General features: G+C 44.2%; 17 protein-coding genes. 1 reads left to right on the top strand and 16 read right to left on the bottom strand.

Features of this window, described 5'->3' with window-relative positions; translation table 11 throughout:
* Positions 1–51 precede the first annotated feature (51 nt).
* The 12 genes from ACQVGS_RS13490 to ACQVGS_RS13545 all read right to left on the bottom strand — a co-directional run bounded on the left by ACQVGS_RS13490 (position 52) and on the right by ACQVGS_RS13545 (position 8,481).
* Positions 52–333, bottom strand: coding sequence for a FlhB-like flagellar biosynthesis protein (locus ACQVGS_RS13490; RefSeq protein ID WP_095713833.1), 282 nt, complete (start codon positions 331–333; stop codon positions 52–54).
* Positions 330–2,060, bottom strand: coding sequence for a hypothetical protein (locus ACQVGS_RS13495; RefSeq protein ID WP_491830291.1), 1,731 nt, complete (start codon positions 2,058–2,060; stop codon positions 330–332). Before ACQVGS_RS13495 ends, ACQVGS_RS13490 begins: the two co-directional genes overlap by 4 nt.
* Positions 2,061–2,088: 28 nt before the next feature.
* Positions 2,089–2,856, bottom strand: coding sequence for a ribonuclease HII (rnhB, locus tag ACQVGS_RS13500; RefSeq protein ID WP_106022039.1), 768 nt, complete (start codon positions 2,854–2,856; stop codon positions 2,089–2,091).
* Between the two features lie 70 nt (positions 2,857–2,926).
* Positions 2,927–3,775: a ribosome biogenesis GTPase YlqF gene (gene ylqF, locus ACQVGS_RS13505; RefSeq protein WP_010334231.1), complete on the bottom strand. Its 849-nt coding sequence runs from the start codon at positions 3,773–3,775 to the stop codon at positions 2,927–2,929.
* A 144-nt stretch (positions 3,776–3,919) separates the two neighbouring features.
* A complete protein-coding gene (gene rplS / locus ACQVGS_RS13510) occupies positions 3,920–4,267 on the bottom strand; it encodes a 50S ribosomal protein L19 (protein WP_010334229.1) in 348 nt (115 codons plus the stop codon).
* 139 nt (positions 4,268–4,406) lie between these two features.
* Positions 4,407–5,138: a tRNA (guanosine(37)-N1)-methyltransferase TrmD gene (gene trmD, locus ACQVGS_RS13515; RefSeq protein WP_024121384.1), complete on the bottom strand. Its 732-nt coding sequence runs from the start codon at positions 5,136–5,138 to the stop codon at positions 4,407–4,409.
* Entirely contained in the window at positions 5,135–5,659 is a 525-nt protein-coding gene (gene rimM, locus ACQVGS_RS13520) for a ribosome maturation factor RimM (RefSeq protein ID WP_044155911.1), read from the bottom strand. Before rimM ends, trmD begins: the two co-directional genes overlap by 4 nt.
* Before the next feature lie 4 nt (positions 5,660–5,663).
* Positions 5,664–6,050: a YlqD family protein gene (locus ACQVGS_RS13525; RefSeq protein ID WP_024121382.1), complete on the bottom strand. Its 387-nt coding sequence runs from the start codon at positions 6,048–6,050 to the stop codon at positions 5,664–5,666.
* Positions 6,051–6,171: 121 nt separating this feature from the next.
* On the bottom strand, positions 6,172–6,417 hold the full coding sequence (locus ACQVGS_RS13530; RefSeq protein ID WP_024121381.1) for a KH domain-containing protein: 246 nt from the start codon (positions 6,415–6,417) through the stop codon (positions 6,172–6,174).
* Complete coding sequence (gene rpsP / locus ACQVGS_RS13535; RefSeq protein WP_003220815.1) at positions 6,417–6,689, bottom strand: 30S ribosomal protein S16; 273 nt, start codon at positions 6,687–6,689, stop codon at positions 6,417–6,419. The genes ACQVGS_RS13530 and rpsP overlap by 1 nt, the downstream gene beginning before the upstream one ends.
* A 105-nt stretch (positions 6,690–6,794) precedes the next feature.
* The gene (gene ffh, locus ACQVGS_RS13540) at positions 6,795–8,135 is read right to left on the bottom strand and encodes a signal recognition particle protein (protein WP_024121380.1); all 1,341 of its coding nucleotides are present in this window, start codon (positions 8,133–8,135) and stop codon (positions 6,795–6,797) included.
* 13 nt (positions 8,136–8,148) lie between these two features.
* Positions 8,149–8,481, bottom strand: a complete 333-nt coding sequence (locus ACQVGS_RS13545; protein ID WP_024121379.1) for a putative DNA-binding protein — start codon at positions 8,479–8,481, stop codon at positions 8,149–8,151.
* Positions 8,482–8,658: 177 nt separating this feature from the next.
* Here ACQVGS_RS13545 and ACQVGS_RS13550 point away from each other — a divergent pair, with 177 nt between their 5' ends.
* Positions 8,659–9,144 carry an Ig-like domain-containing protein gene (locus ACQVGS_RS13550; protein ID WP_106020686.1) on the top strand — a complete coding sequence of 162 codons (486 nt, stop codon included), beginning with the start codon at positions 8,659–8,661 and terminating at the stop codon, positions 9,142–9,144.
* Between the two features lie 39 nt (positions 9,145–9,183).
* On the opposite strand, the gene ftsY is transcribed toward ACQVGS_RS13550, so the two are convergent.
* From ftsY to acpP, 4 genes are all read right to left on the bottom strand, one after another.
* The gene (ftsY, locus tag ACQVGS_RS13555; protein WP_044155917.1) at positions 9,184–10,173 is read right to left on the bottom strand and encodes a signal recognition particle-docking protein FtsY; all 990 of its coding nucleotides are present in this window, start codon (positions 10,171–10,173) and stop codon (positions 9,184–9,186) included.
* 19 nt (positions 10,174–10,192) lie between these two features.
* The gene (smc, locus tag ACQVGS_RS13560) at positions 10,193–13,753 is read right to left on the bottom strand and encodes a chromosome segregation protein SMC (RefSeq protein ID WP_095713825.1); all 3,561 of its coding nucleotides are present in this window, start codon (positions 13,751–13,753) and stop codon (positions 10,193–10,195) included.
* Positions 13,754–13,853: 100 nt separating this feature from the next.
* Positions 13,854–14,603: a ribonuclease III gene (rncS, locus tag ACQVGS_RS13565; protein ID WP_010334220.1), complete on the bottom strand. Its 750-nt coding sequence runs from the start codon at positions 14,601–14,603 to the stop codon at positions 13,854–13,856.
* A 139-nt stretch (positions 14,604–14,742) separates the two neighbouring features.
* Positions 14,743–14,976, bottom strand: coding sequence for an acyl carrier protein (gene acpP, locus ACQVGS_RS13570; RefSeq protein WP_003154310.1), 234 nt, complete (start codon positions 14,974–14,976; stop codon positions 14,743–14,745).
* Positions 14,977–15,018: the final 42 nt, after the last annotated feature.

The following is a 15,018-nucleotide window of genomic DNA, read 5'->3' on the forward strand; positions in this document are numbered from 1 at the left end:
TTTATTTTATTAAAAACATAAATTTCAAGCGGAGAATGGGGAATATTTTAGCTATTTTTTATTTTTTACACTTTCGTCCAATCTGTAAATGAAAGAAAAAATCTCGGCTACTGTTTCATAAAGTGCTTCCGGGATCTGGTCATCTACAGTCAAATGGCGCATTAATTCGACAAGGGTCCGATCTTCTTGGATCGGGACCCCCGCCTTTTTAGCTTCTTTGATAATGTTGTCAGCAACATGGCCCTTCCCGGTTGCAATTACTCTTGGCGCCTTGTCTATTTTTTCGTCATAATGGAGAGCTATGGCTTTTCTTAAAGGCGTTTGCTCGTTCATATTTTCACATCCACTCCCTGATCACTGATGCTTGTTATGTATTGATCAATTGTAGCCTTTTCATCAGATTGAAGGCGTTTTTTAGCGTTAACTCCTGAAAGACTGTAGCCCATTTCTTTGAGCGATTGCTTGAGGGCGGGCACCATCGGATCGATTGCCGGCTGAAGTTCAAAGTCCGTCTCAATTGTAATCGTCATGACTTGCTGCTGTATCAGGCAGTCAACAACTGTTTCTTTTAACGTATCTAATTGCAGTAAAAACAAGAGCCGGCAATGGGAAGGATCGAGCTTTCCATCCGCTTCTTTTTGTCCTTTAAACAGAACAGTCATGTCCTGAACCCCCGATTTTGAAAACATCGGAAATGACATCACAATTTGGCTGTAGGAAGGATGATCCTGCTGCATGAGAAGCTGACCGTTTAATTTATGGAAGAGCTGATCCGCTTCCTGTTTGACAGGTTCCGCTAACTCATGTGACGCTCTGGCAGCATGAAGAGCCATCTTAACTGATTGAATATCATCGGGCAGCACTGCGGCACCTTGTTCAAACGCTTTAATAAAAGCAAGCTCATCTCGAGCGCCTATTGCCATTTTCACTTTGGATAAGAAGGAAAGAACATCTGCCTTATCCGCCAAATTAGGAGCTGTCTGCTGAACAGCCTTTAAAAACACTTCTGCTTCTTGATCCGTGACTTGCGCGGCCTGCAAAGCAGATGCTGCTGACTCAGGCTTATTTTGACTAGAGGAAACAACAGCCTTTATCCAATTCGCTGCTTCTTTTACGATTGGATTGCCGTTTTTATCCGCAGCTTCCGTCAGTGTGGCCAGCAGCCTTCCTGCCTCTTTCATTGGAATGTCTGAGACAGTTTTAGCGGCACCGTCTCGTGTGTTTCGCTGCTGCTCCTGCGGGTTTGCAGGCGCCCAGTCTGCCTTTCCTGCGGAGCCGTCTGCTGCGCTAAGCTCCCGGCTTCCAGCTGTACTGACTGAAGAGGCAGATCTGTTATGATCCGTTAACAAGATAAGCTTCTCGATAAGACGTTCTGCATGGACATCTGTTTCGCTATTAAAAAGTGCCGTAACGGCTTCTTTTAGCTTTGTCAGCGCCTGGCTCGTCTGAGGATTTTGATGAATAGCCTGAATCAGCTGAGATAAGTGCTGATGGAGCGGTACAGGCGATTTGACAGCATGAACTCCGCTCAAAACATCGGGGTGAACGGGAAGATCCCGCTTTAAGGCAAATAAAACTGTTTCGATGGCTTTTTTTGTGTCTGTCGCAGGCAGCGTGTCCATCCAGCGGACGGCTGTTTTGATATCATTTTCTGTGATGGGTGTTTTGCTTTTCAGCATTGCGCCTGCCAGCATAAGGGATGCGTTTGACGGCTTCACTGAAATAGCGTTCAGAAGCTTGCCCGCAGCATCCTGAATGGTTTTGGGATTTTGGTCAAAGCTTTGAACAACCTGGAGACGGCCTGTCTGTTCCGCTGTTTTTTTTTCGTAGGAAAACCAGTAATACGCCTGAGGACGAAGCTGGGTTTCAAGTTTGCCTTGAATCGTTTGATTCCCTACTTGGATCAGTGCATGCTGGTCCCCTAATAAACGAAGCACTTTTCCTAAAAGGAGACGCTTTACGGTATTTGATTCGTCGGGTGTATTTGATGTTTCCTGCGGAGCTGCAGTGTTTCCAAAAAGGTTTTTGAGCGCCTGCTGTACATCATTTCGTATGTTCATTTCAAAAGGTGCCTCCTTGTCCATTAGATTATCTGTAAGATTGAACAGGAGCGAAAGTTTTCCGGTGCAAGTCGGTCGGTCCATAAGCTGCGAGCGCTTCAAGATGCTCTTTTGTCCCATAGCCTTTATTTTTTTCAAAGCCGTACTGCGGATACTTTTCGGCATATGCGCTCATCATCCGGTCTCTCGTTACTTTCGCAATACACGCACCTGCTGCGATAGACACGCTTTTGGCATCACCTTTTATAATTGAAGACTGAGACGTATCGAGCGGCAGTGTCATCGCGTCAACGAGCAAATAATCGGGTGTATCGGACAAATCGCGGATTGCTTCGACCATTGCCAATTTTGAGGCTTCATAAATATTGATCTCATCAATAACAGCTGCTTCTACAATTCCTATACCGACTGCCACAGCTTCTTTCATAATGAGATCGTAATATTCCTCACGCTTTTTTTCTGTAAGCTTTTTTGAGTCTGTGAGCCCAAGTATTTCGCATTTCTCAGGAAGGATGACTGCGCTGGCGACAACCGGCCCTGCCAATGGGCCCCGGCCTACTTCGTCTACTCCTGCAATAAAACGAAACCCCTTGTTTCTCGCAAGCCTTTCATAGGAGGTCATATTCACCCACTGTTCTTTTAGCGCTTTTTCCTTTGCGTTCTTTTTCAGCCATTGCTCTACAAGCGCTTGTACGCTTTTTCTCGGATCATTTTCACACTGGGCAAGAAATGGGTCCTGGTCATCTCTTACCTCTTGCAGACGGTCTCTAATGTCTTTTACGGTTAATGTATTCACTTTCTCTTCTCCCTTACTGTATGTATCGGTCCTGTCAGGAAAAAATAAAGACCCGCATTTCTGCGCGTCTTTACATCGTCGGCTGTTCGAATGACAGCCTCCCGAACTTTTCTGTGCGGATATCACGAATGATCACTTCAGTCGTTTTATCGTAGTTAATAAGCCCACCGCTCATGAGGCAGCCGCGTTTTTCACCTATTGCATCAAACAGCTCCGCGATGTCTTCGGGTATCTCATCGAGCCCGTAGCGTTCTTTAAGCCGTTCAGGATAATGTTCTTCGAGAAAACGGAGGCCAAACACGGCAACATCCTGAAGATTGATAATCGAGTCTTTAATAGCCCCTGTGACTGCCAGCCTCAATCCGACAAGCTCGTCCTCAAATTTAGGCCATAAAATCCCCGGAGTGTCTAAAAGCTCTAATTCTTTTCCGACTTTGACCCATTGCTGAGATGTTGTGATACCCGGTCTGTCTCCGGTTTTCGCAATGTTTTTCTTTGCCAGCCGGTTGATAAGCGTTGATTTTCCGACGTTCGGAATGCCGATGATCAGCGCCCGGATCGCTCTTGGCTTTACACCTTTTGCTCTCATCCGGTCAAATTTCTCCTGCAGGATATCTTTTGAAGCCGGAACGATTTGATTTAATCCTTGGCCATTTACAGAATTAATAGACAGAGAGCGGATTCCTTGGTTCTCAAAGTGCTCTTTCCACTGCTGTGTGACTGCCGCATCTGCTTTGTCAGCTTTATTTAACAGCATAATTCTCGGCTTATTTTTCAAGATGTCTTCAATCATTGGGTTTCTTGATGACATCGGGATTCTGGCATCTACCAGTTCATATACAATATCGATTAATTTTAATTTTTCGGTTACTTCCCGTCTTGCCTTTGCCATATGGCCAGGGAACCATTGGATTGTCATGTGACACGAACACCGCCTTTATCTTCTAAGTGTGCAAGATTCTTAGTTGTTCTTTATGTATTTTACGATGCCTGACCGGCATTTTCAAATTCTGTATAAAAAAAGAGCTTGTTACTGGTAACAAGCTCTTTTCGTTCGTTATCATTATCGTCTGATTTCTTTAATACGAGCCGCTTTTCCGCGAAGTTCACGCAGGTAGTAAAGCTTAGCACGGCGTACTTTACCGTAACGTACAACTTCGATTTTCGCGATTTTTGGTGTGTGTACAGGGAAAGTACGTTCAACGCCAACACCGTAAGAAATCTTACGAACTGTGAACGTTTCGCTGATTCCACCACCACGACGCTTAATCACAACACCTTCAAAGATCTGGATACGCTCACGGTTACCCTCAACAACTTTTACGTGTACACGTAAAGTGTCACCAGGACGGAACGTAGGAAGATCAGTACGAAGCTGTTCTTTTGTGATATCTTCAATTAGTTTTTGCATCGTTTTCAACTCCTTCCAACAGATGCTCTTGGCCTCAAAACCCGGCACAGCGGAACATCGTTTTCAAGCTTTCAACGGATAAGCCCGTTCAAGCCACAAGTAGTATCTTATCACAATTTCATAGCCTATGCAATAAAATCTATTCTTTTTCCCATTCAGAAATCCATTTTCTTTCTTGCTCTGTAAGCGGATAGTCTTTCAGAAGATCCGGGCGTCTTAAATAGGTTCTTCTGATCGATTCTTTATTCCGCCATTCTTTGATTTTAGCATGGTTTCCTGATAGAAGTGTTTCAGGCACTTTTAAACCTTTATAATCTGCCGGTCTTGTATAATGCGGATGCTCCAAGAGCCCCGTACTGAACGAATCCTCTATGTGGGAAGCCTCTTTGCCAAGCACACCCGGAAGCAGCCTGACGACACTGTCAGCAATCATCATCGCAGGCAGCTCACCGCCTGTCAGAACGAAGTCGCCAATTGATATTTCATCTGTCACCAAATGCTCGCGGATTCGCTCATCATAGCCTTCATAATGACCGCAGATAAACAGCAAATGCTCTTCCTTTGCCAATTCCTCGGCTTTTTTTTGAGTGAAACGCTCACCTTGCGGGCAGACGAGGATAACGCGCGGCGGACTGTCGGCTTTTGAGGCCAGATCCTCAACCGCGTCAAAAACAGGCTGAGGCTTCAGAACCATACCTGCTCCGCCACCGTAAGGATAATCATCCACTGTATTATGCTTGTTATCAGAATACTCCCGGAAATTGACGATCTGGAACTGCACTGCTTCTTTTTCTTGGGCTTTTTGAAGAATGGATGAACCGAGCACCCCTTCAAACATTTCAGGAAACAGCGTCAAAAAATCGATTTTCATTCGTCTATTAATCCTTCCATGAGTTGAATCTCAATTTTCTTTTCGCTGACATCAATCTGTTTAACGACTGATTCAATGTAAGGGATCAGCGCGTCTTTTTTACCTTTACGCCCGATTACCCATACATCATTGGCTCCCGGTGTTAAAATTTCTTTCACCTTTCCGATCAGTTCGCCTTCTTCGGTAAAAACTTCACAGCCGATAATTTCGTGGAAATAAAATTCTCCTTCATTCAGCTCACCCAAATCCTCTTCAGGAACTTTGATGATGGCGTTTTTCAGTTCCTCTACTTCATTCAGGCTTTGTCTTTCTTTAAACTGCAGCAGATGAAATTGCTTATGCAGCCTGTACGTGTTTACCGTTACTTCTATCGGTTCTTGGCGTCCGTCCATAAACAAATACAGCGTGTTGCCCGGCTTGTACCGTTCTTCGGCAAAATCCGTTTTTGAAATGACCCGCACCTCGCCTTTAATTCCGTGGGTATTTACAATTTTACCGACATTAAACCATCGCTTTGTCATATGATCACCTCTGGCGAATTTCAATTACTGTTCCGTCTTTTATGACGATGGTGTTTGCTGCTGTTTTCTCATGCCAGTCATCTCCGACTTCAATGGTCAGCAGCGCATCGATTTCCTTTTCTTTCATTTCACTGCCAAGCGGTAATGTATGTACTTGGGTAATTTGAAAATCGATCATTTTCATATTATCTTTTCGTTTTTCTATTGCCTTTTTAAATTGTTCAATTACATCTGGGTTCTGCTGTTCTTTTTCATGTTTTCTAAGCTGAAAATAGAGCTGGCTGCATTCTCGTTCAAGCATTTGCTTCTTTTCTGTGAAAGTAGATAAAAGCTTTTCTTTGCTGCGCTCGGTTAAGACTTGCATAACGGCTACACGGTGAATAATCTGCATCGCACCAAGCTCCCTGCTTTTAAAACTTTTTCAAGACCAGACTTTTCTATCTTGTCTTATCTTCTATCAGTTTACCCGTTTTTTGCGTGTAAAAAAAGGGGAGGTGCCGGCCCTCTCCCTTTTAGTCAAATATTTCAAATTGAACTTTCTTAGAAGACTGTGCGCCAGCTGCAAATACAGCTGTTCGAATCGCTTTTGCAGTCCGGCCTTGCTTCCCGATAACTTTACCGGTATCTGACTTATGAACAGATAAGCGCAGCGCAATCTTTTGATCGGTTTCTTCTCTTATGACCCGAATGTCATCTGGATGATCAACAAGCGGCGTCACAATCGTGACAATCAAATCTTCCAAGTGTTGATCAGTCATTACTTGCCTTGTTTAGCGTTGTGGAATTTTTCCATGATTCCTTGGCTAGAGAACAAGTTGCGAACTGTATCAGATGGTTTCGCTCCAGTTTGAAGCCATTTAAGAGCAAGCTCTTCATCGATTTTTACTTCCGCTGGTTTTGCAACCGGGTTGTAAGTGCCGACTGTTTCGATGAAACGGCCGTCACGCGGTGAACGAGAATCTGCTACAACAATACGATAGAAAGGAGATTTTTTTGCTCCCATACGTTTTAAACGAATTTTTACTGCCATTTTACTAGCACCTCCGAAAATATTTCAACAAGATAGTATATTAACAATGATAAAAGTGTTTGTAAAGTGTTTTTTCTTAACAACGGTTTTATCATGTATAACCGATTACATAAAAGGTAACTTAAATCCTTTTTTCTTTCCTTTTGACATGTTTGTCATCTGCTTCATCATTTTTTTCATTTCGTCAAACTGCTTAAGCAGACGGTTGACTTCCTGTACGGACGTCCCGCTTCCTTTCGCAATCCGCTTGCGCCGGCTGGCATTAATGATATCCGGCTGTTCTTTTTCAAGAACAGTCATCGATTTAATGATCGCTTCCACATGATTCAGCTGCTTTTCATCAACTTGAATATTTTTCAAGCCTTTCATCTTACCTGCACCCGGCATCATTTGCAGAAGCTCATCCAGAGGCCCCATGTTTCTGACCTGTCCGAGCTGCTCCAGAAAATCATCCAATGTGAAGCTCATTGTTCTCATTTTTTGTTCCAGCTCTTTGGCCTTGTCTTCATCGACGGTTGCCTGAGCTTTTTCAATCAATGTTAACACGTCACCCATGCCGAGAATCCTTGATGCCATGCGTTCAGGATGGAATGCTTCTAATGCATCAAGTTTTTCGCCTAAACCGGCGAATTTAATCGGCGTGTTTGTCACCGCACGAATGGAAAGTGCAGCACCCCCGCGCGTGTCTCCATCAAGCTTCGTTAACACAACACCGGTTAAACCGAGCTGTTCGTTAAAGCTTTTGGCTACATTCACGGCATCCTGCCCGGTCATTGAATCGACAACCAGAAAAATTTCTTCCGGATTCGCGATTTCTTTCACTTGGGTCAGTTCATCCATAAGCTCATGGTCGATATGCAAACGGCCTGCTGTATCCAAAATGACATAATCATAGTGTTCTTCCTTGGCTTTTTCGATAGCCTGCTTGGCTATTTCTACAGGGCTGACCTGATCGCCAAGGGAAAAAACAGGCATGTCGAGCTGCTTGCCTAGCGTTTCCAGCTGCTTGATTGCAGCAGGACGGTAAATATCGGCAGCAACCAGCATCGGTTTGCGATTATGCTTTTTGCGCAGCAGATTTGCAAGCTTACCGCTCGTTGTCGTTTTACCGGCACCCTGGAGACCAACCATCATAATAACAGTCGGCGGCCGCTTCGCGACGGCAATTTTGCTTTCTTCGCCGCCCATCAGCTCTGTCAGTTCCTCTTTAACGACTTTAATGACCTGCTGGCCGGGCGTCAGGCTTTTCATGACGTCTTGGCCTACAGCCCGTTCACTTACTTTTTTCACAAAATCCTTTACTACTTTAAAGTTAACGTCAGCCTCAAGCAGCGCAAGACGAACTTCACGCATCATTTCTTTTACATCTTGTTCGCTGACTTTCCCTTTTCCGCGGATTTTAGAAATCGTCTGCTGCAGTCGGTCGGCTAATCCTTCAAATGCCATAGTTTGCCGCCTCCTAATCTAATTTCTCAAGCGCTTCAATCAGAGCTGTAATTTCTTCCTCTTCTTTAGTACCGGAAGCAAGCTCCTTCAGCTTATTAAACATCTCTTTACGCTCCTGAAACTTTTTCAAAAGGAGCAGCTTTTCTTCATATTGTTCAAGCATCGCTTCTGTTCGTTTGATGTTATCATAAACAGCTTGTCTTGAAACCTCATACTCTTCGGCTATTTCGCCAAGGGAGAAATCGTCCAAATAATAAAGCGACATATAGCTCTTCTGTTTAGACGTCAACAACGACTGATAAAAATCAAACAGATAATTCATTCTCGTTGTCTTTTCGAGCGACATATGAGCTCTCCCCTTTGTTAAGTCAAATCCCTTTACGATAACTTAGTTTACATGGTTTTAATGTGAGTGTCAAGTTTTTATCTTGTCAAAGCAATGATCACTTTTTCCAATATTAACTAAAAATCTTCTAATTTATTCCGATATTGTATATGAACCCCACTTTAAAGGAGGATTCTCATGAAAAAAATCTGTTTGTTGGTTATGTTATGCTTGGCTGCCGTGTTACCATTTATTTTTCCAGCCCAGCAAGCAGCTGCAGCCGGAGCCCCTTATAGGGCCTCCATCTCAAATATTAGCACGGACGGAGGCGTGTACGGCAAAATCAATTACGGACAGGGCCAATTTTGGCGAGTCAAGTACAATATTACGATAAGCGGTACATTGCTCGACGAAAATGGAGCGCCAGTGCCAAACACACCAGTCAGCTTCGAAGCAGATACAAAAGTCGGGAATACAACACAGACAGCTGCGGGAACAACTGATGAAAACGGAAAGTTTAACGTTCCAATGTATTTAGGACCTGCTGCTGGATACTACACGTATTACACATCTGTTTCCGTTCATTACTATGACATTATTCCATTCAGGGTTTATTCAGGTGATGCGAGATTGCTATCCACTGATAACAGCCTTTATCATTTCGCCTATCAAGTGAGACGATAACAAAACAGCCCCCAATGCTTTTGGGGGCTGTCTGTCTTTTTAATCCTCCGCTTTTTCCACTAAATCTGAAAAGAGCCCGTATACGTAAGATTCAGCGTCAAACTCCTGAAGATCATCAACTTTTTCTCCTAAGCCGACTAATTTAACCGGAATATGAAGCTCGTTGCGAATCGCAAGGACAATGCCGCCTTTTGCAGTGCCGTCAAGCTTTGTTAAAGCAATTCCTGTAACGTTTGTTGCTTTAGAGAACTCCTTCGCCTGTGCCATTGCGTTTTGTCCAGTCGTGGCATCAAGGGCGAGCAGGACCTCATGAGGCGCTTCGGGCACTTCTCTTTCGATAACGCGCTTCACCTTTTCGAGCTCCTTCATCAGGTTTACCTTATTTTGAAGACGCCCTGCCGTATCACAAATCAATACATCTGCTTCTCTCGCTTTGGCAGCGTGAACAGCATCATAGATGACAGCCGCAGGATCGCTGCCGGCCGCCTGCTTAATGACAGGCACACCCGTACGTTCTCCCCATACTTCAAGCTGTTCAATCGCTCCTGCTCTGAAAGTGTCTCCGGCAGCGAGTACAACAGACTTTCCTTCTTGCTTTAGTTTATGAGCAAGCTTTCCGATCGTTGTCGTTTTGCCGACTCCATTTACGCCGACCAGGAGAATGACATTTAAACGCCCTTCCTGAATGTTCAGCTCAGAAATTTGTTCGTCTCCGCTGTTATAAATCTCCACCAGCTTTTCAGAAATAACAGACTGCACTTCCTGCGGATCTTGAATATTTCTGCGCTTCACTTCTTTCTTGAGCTCGTCTATCAGCTCCATAACCGTTGTAAAACCGACATCAGCACTGATCAGAACCTCTTCAAGCTCTTCGAAGAAGTCCTCATCAATTTTACGGTAACGGGACACGAGATCATTCACTTTGTTTTGAAAGGAGTTTCTCGTCTTTTCAAGGCCGTCCTTAAACTTTTCAGATACGGAATCTGTCTGCTTTGTGATTTTCTCTTTTAATTTTTTAAAAAAACTCATCTTATAACCTCTTTCCTCGTTACTGAACGAATTCTTTTGTCTCTTCCAGCTTCACTGAGATGACCTTAGAAACACCTGATTCCGGCATTGTCACGCCGTAAAGCACATCGGCTTCCTCCATAGTGCCTTTTCTGTGGGTAATCACAATAAACTGGGTATCGGCGCTGTATTTTTTCAAATACTGCGCAAACCGGAACACATTTGCTTCGTCAAGCGCTGCTTCTACCTCGTCAAGAACACAAAACGGCACAGGGCGCACCTTTAAAATTGAGAATAAAAGCGCAATAGCAGTAAGCGCACGCTCTCCGCCAGACAAAAGGTTTAAGTTTTGCAGTTTTTTTCCCGGCGGCTGCGCGATAATTTCTACCCCGGAATGCAGCAGATCATTCGGATCGGTAAGCCTTAATTCCGCTCGTCCTCCTCCGAATAAGGAGCGGAAGACTTGATCAAAGTGTGAGCGGATTTGAACGAATGTGTCGTTAAAGCGTTTCGTCATCTCTTCGTCCATTTCCTCAATCACTTGGAACAGGGTATTTTTTGCTTCTGTTAAATCTTCTTTTTGCTCTGACAAGAATTGATAGCGTTCGTTAACCCTCTCAAACTCATCTATGCTTCCGAGGTTTACCGTCCCAAGCTCTTCTATTGCGAGTTTAATCAGCTTCACGCGCTTTCGTGCTTCCTCAGGATCTGTTTCAAGCTGATATTTCTCTTTAGCTCCCTCAAAGGACAAGCTGTATTCTTCCCGCAAGTATTGCAGCAAATTATCAAGCTCGACTTCCATTCGGCCTAGTTTTACTTCTTCGTCTTTTAAGAGCGTTGTTTTTTGTTTATACAGGCGCTTCATTTCTTTCAGCTCACGCTCATACGTATCAAGCCCCTGCTGAAGTTTGATCCTCTGGTCACGCCTTAACGCAATCAATTCAATTGTTTTTGTTTTGTCATTCAATTTATGTTTCGCGGCCTCTTCCAGTTTTTCTTCGCCGCTTGTGCTTGATGACATTTCTGACGTTAAGAAGCTTAGGTCCTCTTTCGTCTCTTTTAAAGCAAGCTCTGTTTCTTGGAGCTCTTTCTTTAATCTAGCGAGGTTGTCCTCTTCGCTCTTACATGCTTGCTCTTTTTTCGCTGCTGCGATCTTCAGCTCAGTCAGCTCATTGGAGAGAGACTCTTTTGTAGAGGACTGTGTCTGTTTTTGTTTTGTCAGTCTATCAATATCCTCTTCAAGCTGTTTCATCTTTTCGGATACGGAAGAAAGCTTTTCTTCCAGCTCGCGTTTGCGCGCTTTCTTCTCTTGATCGCTTTCTGACAGAGCTGATTTTTCCTGATCATAGAGCTCTAAGTGAGTATTGATATTCTTCTCAGCGACTTGAAGCTCATACAGCTGGCCTTTCACATCCTGCTGCTTTACTCTTAAGCCTTCCCCGGCCTCTCTTAATTCAGCCAGTTTTTTCTCCATCTCCTGAATGGATTGCTTAAGGGTTTTGACCTCTTGTTCAAGCTGCGCTGTTTTTTCTTCCATCTCAGCGAGCCGCTGGGTGACATCCTCTAGTTCCCGGCTTCTTCCTAGCAGGGAGTTGTTTTTCTTTTTAACGGCGCCCCCCGTCATTGAACCTCCAGGATTCACGACATCGCCCTCGAGAGTAACAATACGGTAACGGTGTCCAAGCAGCTTCGCAAGCTCATTTGCACCTTTTAAATGCTCTGTAATCAGAACGGTGCCAAGCAGGTTTTGAATGATACGGCGATACGCCGGATCAAATGTGACAAGATCACTGGCAACCCCGAGAAATGACGGGTGCTGCTCCGCAGTTGCCGCGTCTCTGCTTTGAAGCTGACGGTCTTTGATGACAGAAAGCGGCAGAAATGTCGCCCGGCCGAACGAATTTTGTTTCAAATATTGAATCGCTTTACGTGCGGACTGTTCATCATCGGTCACGACATGCTGTGCTGAAGCTCCGAGTGCGATTTCAATGGCCGTTTCATACTTTTGTTCTGTTGAAATCAGCTCAAGGACTGCCCCGCGAATACCGCCAAGCCGCTCTTTCGCTTTCAGCACCTCTTTAACACCTTGATAAAAGCCGGAGAAATCTCCCTGCATCGTCTCAAGCATGTCTTTTTTCGATCTCGCCTGCTGGACGTATTGGTATGCTTGGTAAAGAGCAGATTCATTTTTCTCATATTGACGCTTTTTCTGCTCGTATTTGACCTGCATTTCACGATACGCGCCGACTTGGCTGTGAATCTCCTGCTCTATGCGCGCAAACTCGGTTTCACACGCAGCTTTTTGGGCGGAAATATCGCGCCGTTCCTGCAGATGCTTTTCATTATTATCAGCTAGCCTCTGCTGGGTAACGGCTGATTGGGACATCTGGTCATCAAGCAGCTGGAGCTCATTGCGAATCGACGCCTGGCTGTTTAACAGCTCAAAGTAATCGCTTTTCAGCTGTTCAATTTTCTCTTCGACATTTTCATTATGAAGACTGAGAGCCTGCTGCTTTTCCTTCACCTGTGCTTTTAAATCTTTCACTTCTGTCTGAAGCGTTTCGAAAACAGCTTCCTGCTTCGCAAGATCTTCTTTCAGCACAGCTTCTTTTTGCTGAAACTGTACGATGGCTTCTTCAAGCTGCTCTCGGTTTTGCACAGCGTTTTTTTTGCGTTCTTTCAGTACTTCTTTGCGCCCTTCCAGCTTTTCAAGCTCCTCACTTGTCACAAGTAAGACTTGCTGGAGCTCGTCCACTGATTCATCGAGGGCTTGAATTTTGTCTCGAGCATCTTCAATTTTCGCTTCTTTTGCTGAAATAGCAGACGATTCAGCAAGCTCTTCTTCCTTAGCGGCTTGCACTTTCTCCTGAAGGCTTGACCATTTGGCGTGCAGCTCTTCAATATCGTAAGCGGTCAGCGCAATTTCAACGTGCTCAAGCTCTTTCTTTTTCTCCAGGTAGTCTTTCGCGATTGAGGCCTGTATTTTAAGAGGTTCAACCTGGCCTTCCAGCTCATGTAATATATCTTCTACCCGGTTTAAATTATCCTGGGTTTCAAACAGCTTGTTTTCTGCTTTTTTCTTTCTCGTTTTGTATTTGAGCACCCCTGCTGCTTCTTCAAAGATACTGCGGCGATCCTCCGCTTTGCTGCTCAGGATTTCTTCCACTTTCCCTTGGCTGATAATCGAAAATGCTTCTTTTCCAAGTCCTGAGTCCATAAATAAATCAATAATATCTTTTAAGCGGCACGGCTGATTGTTAATTAAAAATTCACTCTCGCCAGATCTGTACACACGTCTTGTGACACTGACCTCATGGAAGTCAATCGGCAAAAAATGATCGTCATTATCAAGCGTAAGTGTAACTTCGGCAAGATTTAACCGTTTTCTCGAATCACTGCCGGCAAAAATAATATCTTCCATTTTCCCGCCGCGAAGGGAACGTGCAGATTGTTCTCCAAGAACCCAGCGAATAGCGTCTGTGATATTGCTTTTTCCGCTTCCGTTCGGGCCGACAACCGCAGTGACGCCTTTTACAAAATCAACGGAAATCCGTTCTGCAAATGATTTAAATCCTATAACGTCTAAACGTTTGAGGAACATAGCGATCCTCCTTATGTAATAAGTATTTCAATTTTATCATAAACATGGATGAAATAAGACGGCAAACATACTGAAATCCCCCTTATAACTTAGGGGGATTTTATTGTTTCGTATGGTGTTTTTGCAATTTAGCTAGAGCTTCCTGAGCAGCGTGCTGTTCGGCTTCTTTCTTTGAACGGCCGTTTCCGACTCCGAGTGGTTCACCTTTTAGAGATACGATGGCTTCGAATTCACGGTTATGGGCAGGTCCTTTTTCGTTGGATATTTTATACTCCAGCGAGCCCTTGCCGTCCCGCTGCACGTATTCCTGCAGCTGGCTTTTAAAATCCATCACATGAGAAAAAGCACCATCGTTTATTTTAGGGAACACATAGACTTTTAAGAAACTTTCGACCGGCTCTAATCCCTGGTCAAGATACAAGGCTCCGATAAATGCTTCGAAGACATCCGCCAAAAGTGCAGGGCGTTTTCTGCCGCCCGTCATTTCCTCGCCTTTCCCTAATAGGACAAGATCGCCGAATGACAGTTCGTGAGCCAATGAAACGAGAGACGGTTCGCATACAATCGCGGCTCTCAATTTCGTCAAATCTCCTTCACTCATAGCCGGATACTTGGCAAATAAGAATCTGGAGATCGTCAGTTCCAAAACAGCGTCACCTAAAAATTCAAGCCTTTCATTATCTTCATACGGCTTTTTCCGATGCTCATTCACATAAGATGAATGTGTAAATGCTTGATACAAAAGCTTTTCATTTTGAAAGTGAACCGAGATCCGTTCTTGAAACTCTTTAAATTGTTCTATTTTTTTATAGAACTTTTTCTTATCTTTATAATGTGAGTGTTTTGACATAGTAACCTCCATAGGCACATCAGGTTCACCGCGCTTCTCTGACTAAACCGGATACAGCGCGCGTAAAAGCGGCATGCTGTAATAACTGCACGAATAAAGGGCTAAAGCCCCGCGTTTCGGCGGGACTTTTAGCATCAGCTTATTGCTGGTTTTGTATGTAGTTCACAGCGTCGCCGACTGTTGCAATCTTTTCAGCATCTTCGTCAGAAATTTCCATATCAAACTCGTCTTCAAGTTCCATAACAAGCTCAACTACATCCAGGGAATCAGCACCTAAGTCTTCCTTGAAAGAAGCTTCAAGTTTGACGTCTGCTTCATCAACGCCAAGGCGATCTACGATGATTTTCGTTACACGCTCTAATGTATCTGCCATAGCAATTCACCTCCCCTCAAGTATTATAGTGGATTCGTTTTT

It is taken from the genome of Bacillus sp. SD127 (assembly GCF_058566445.1).

Excerpts from the sequence above, each read along its gene's own strand:
- trmD (WP_024121384.1), bottom strand. The coding sequence starts at position 5,138 with ATGAAAATCGATTTTTTGACGCTGTTTCCTGAAATGTTTGAAGGGGTG.
- rimM (WP_044155911.1), bottom strand. The coding sequence starts at position 5,659 with ATGACAAAGCGATGGTTTAATGTCGGTAAAATTGTAAATACCCACGGA.
- ACQVGS_RS13525 (WP_024121382.1), bottom strand. The coding sequence starts at position 6,050 with ATGCAGATTATTCACCGTGTAGCCGTTATGCAAGTCTTAACCGAGCGC.
- ACQVGS_RS13530 (WP_024121381.1), bottom strand. The coding sequence starts at position 6,417 with ATGACTGATCAACACTTGGAAGATTTGATTGTCACGATTGTGACGCCG.
- smc (WP_095713825.1), bottom strand. The coding sequence starts at position 13,753 with ATGTTCCTCAAACGTTTAGACGTTATAGGATTTAAATCATTTGCAGAA.
- rplS (WP_010334229.1), bottom strand. The coding sequence starts at position 4,267 with ATGCAAAAACTAATTGAAGATATCACAAAAGAACAGCTTCGTACTGAT.
- ACQVGS_RS13490 (WP_095713833.1), bottom strand. The coding sequence starts at position 333 with ATGAACGAGCAAACGCCTTTAAGAAAAGCCATAGCTCTCCATTATGAC.
- rncS (WP_010334220.1), bottom strand. The coding sequence starts at position 14,603 with ATGTCAAAACACTCACATTATAAAGATAAGAAAAAGTTCTATAAAAAA.
- ACQVGS_RS13545 (WP_024121379.1), bottom strand. The coding sequence starts at position 8,481 with ATGTCGCTCGAAAAGACAACGAGAATGAATTATCTGTTTGATTTTTAT.
- rpsP (WP_003220815.1), bottom strand. The coding sequence starts at position 6,689 with ATGGCAGTAAAAATTCGTTTAAAACGTATGGGAGCAAAAAAATCTCCT.
- ffh (WP_024121380.1), bottom strand. The coding sequence starts at position 8,135 with ATGGCATTTGAAGGATTAGCCGACCGACTGCAGCAGACGATTTCTAAA.
- ftsY (WP_044155917.1), bottom strand. The coding sequence starts at position 10,173 with ATGAGTTTTTTTAAAAAATTAAAAGAGAAAATCACAAAGCAGACAGAT.
- ylqF (WP_010334231.1), bottom strand. The coding sequence starts at position 3,775 with ATGACAATCCAATGGTTCCCTGGCCATATGGCAAAGGCAAGACGGGAA.
- acpP (WP_003154310.1), bottom strand. The coding sequence starts at position 14,976 with ATGGCAGATACATTAGAGCGTGTAACGAAAATCATCGTAGATCGCCTT.
- ACQVGS_RS13550 (WP_106020686.1), top strand. The coding sequence starts at position 8,659 with ATGAAAAAAATCTGTTTGTTGGTTATGTTATGCTTGGCTGCCGTGTTA.
- ACQVGS_RS13495 (WP_491830291.1), bottom strand. The coding sequence starts at position 2,060 with ATGAACATACGAAATGATGTACAGCAGGCGCTCAAAAACCTTTTTGGA.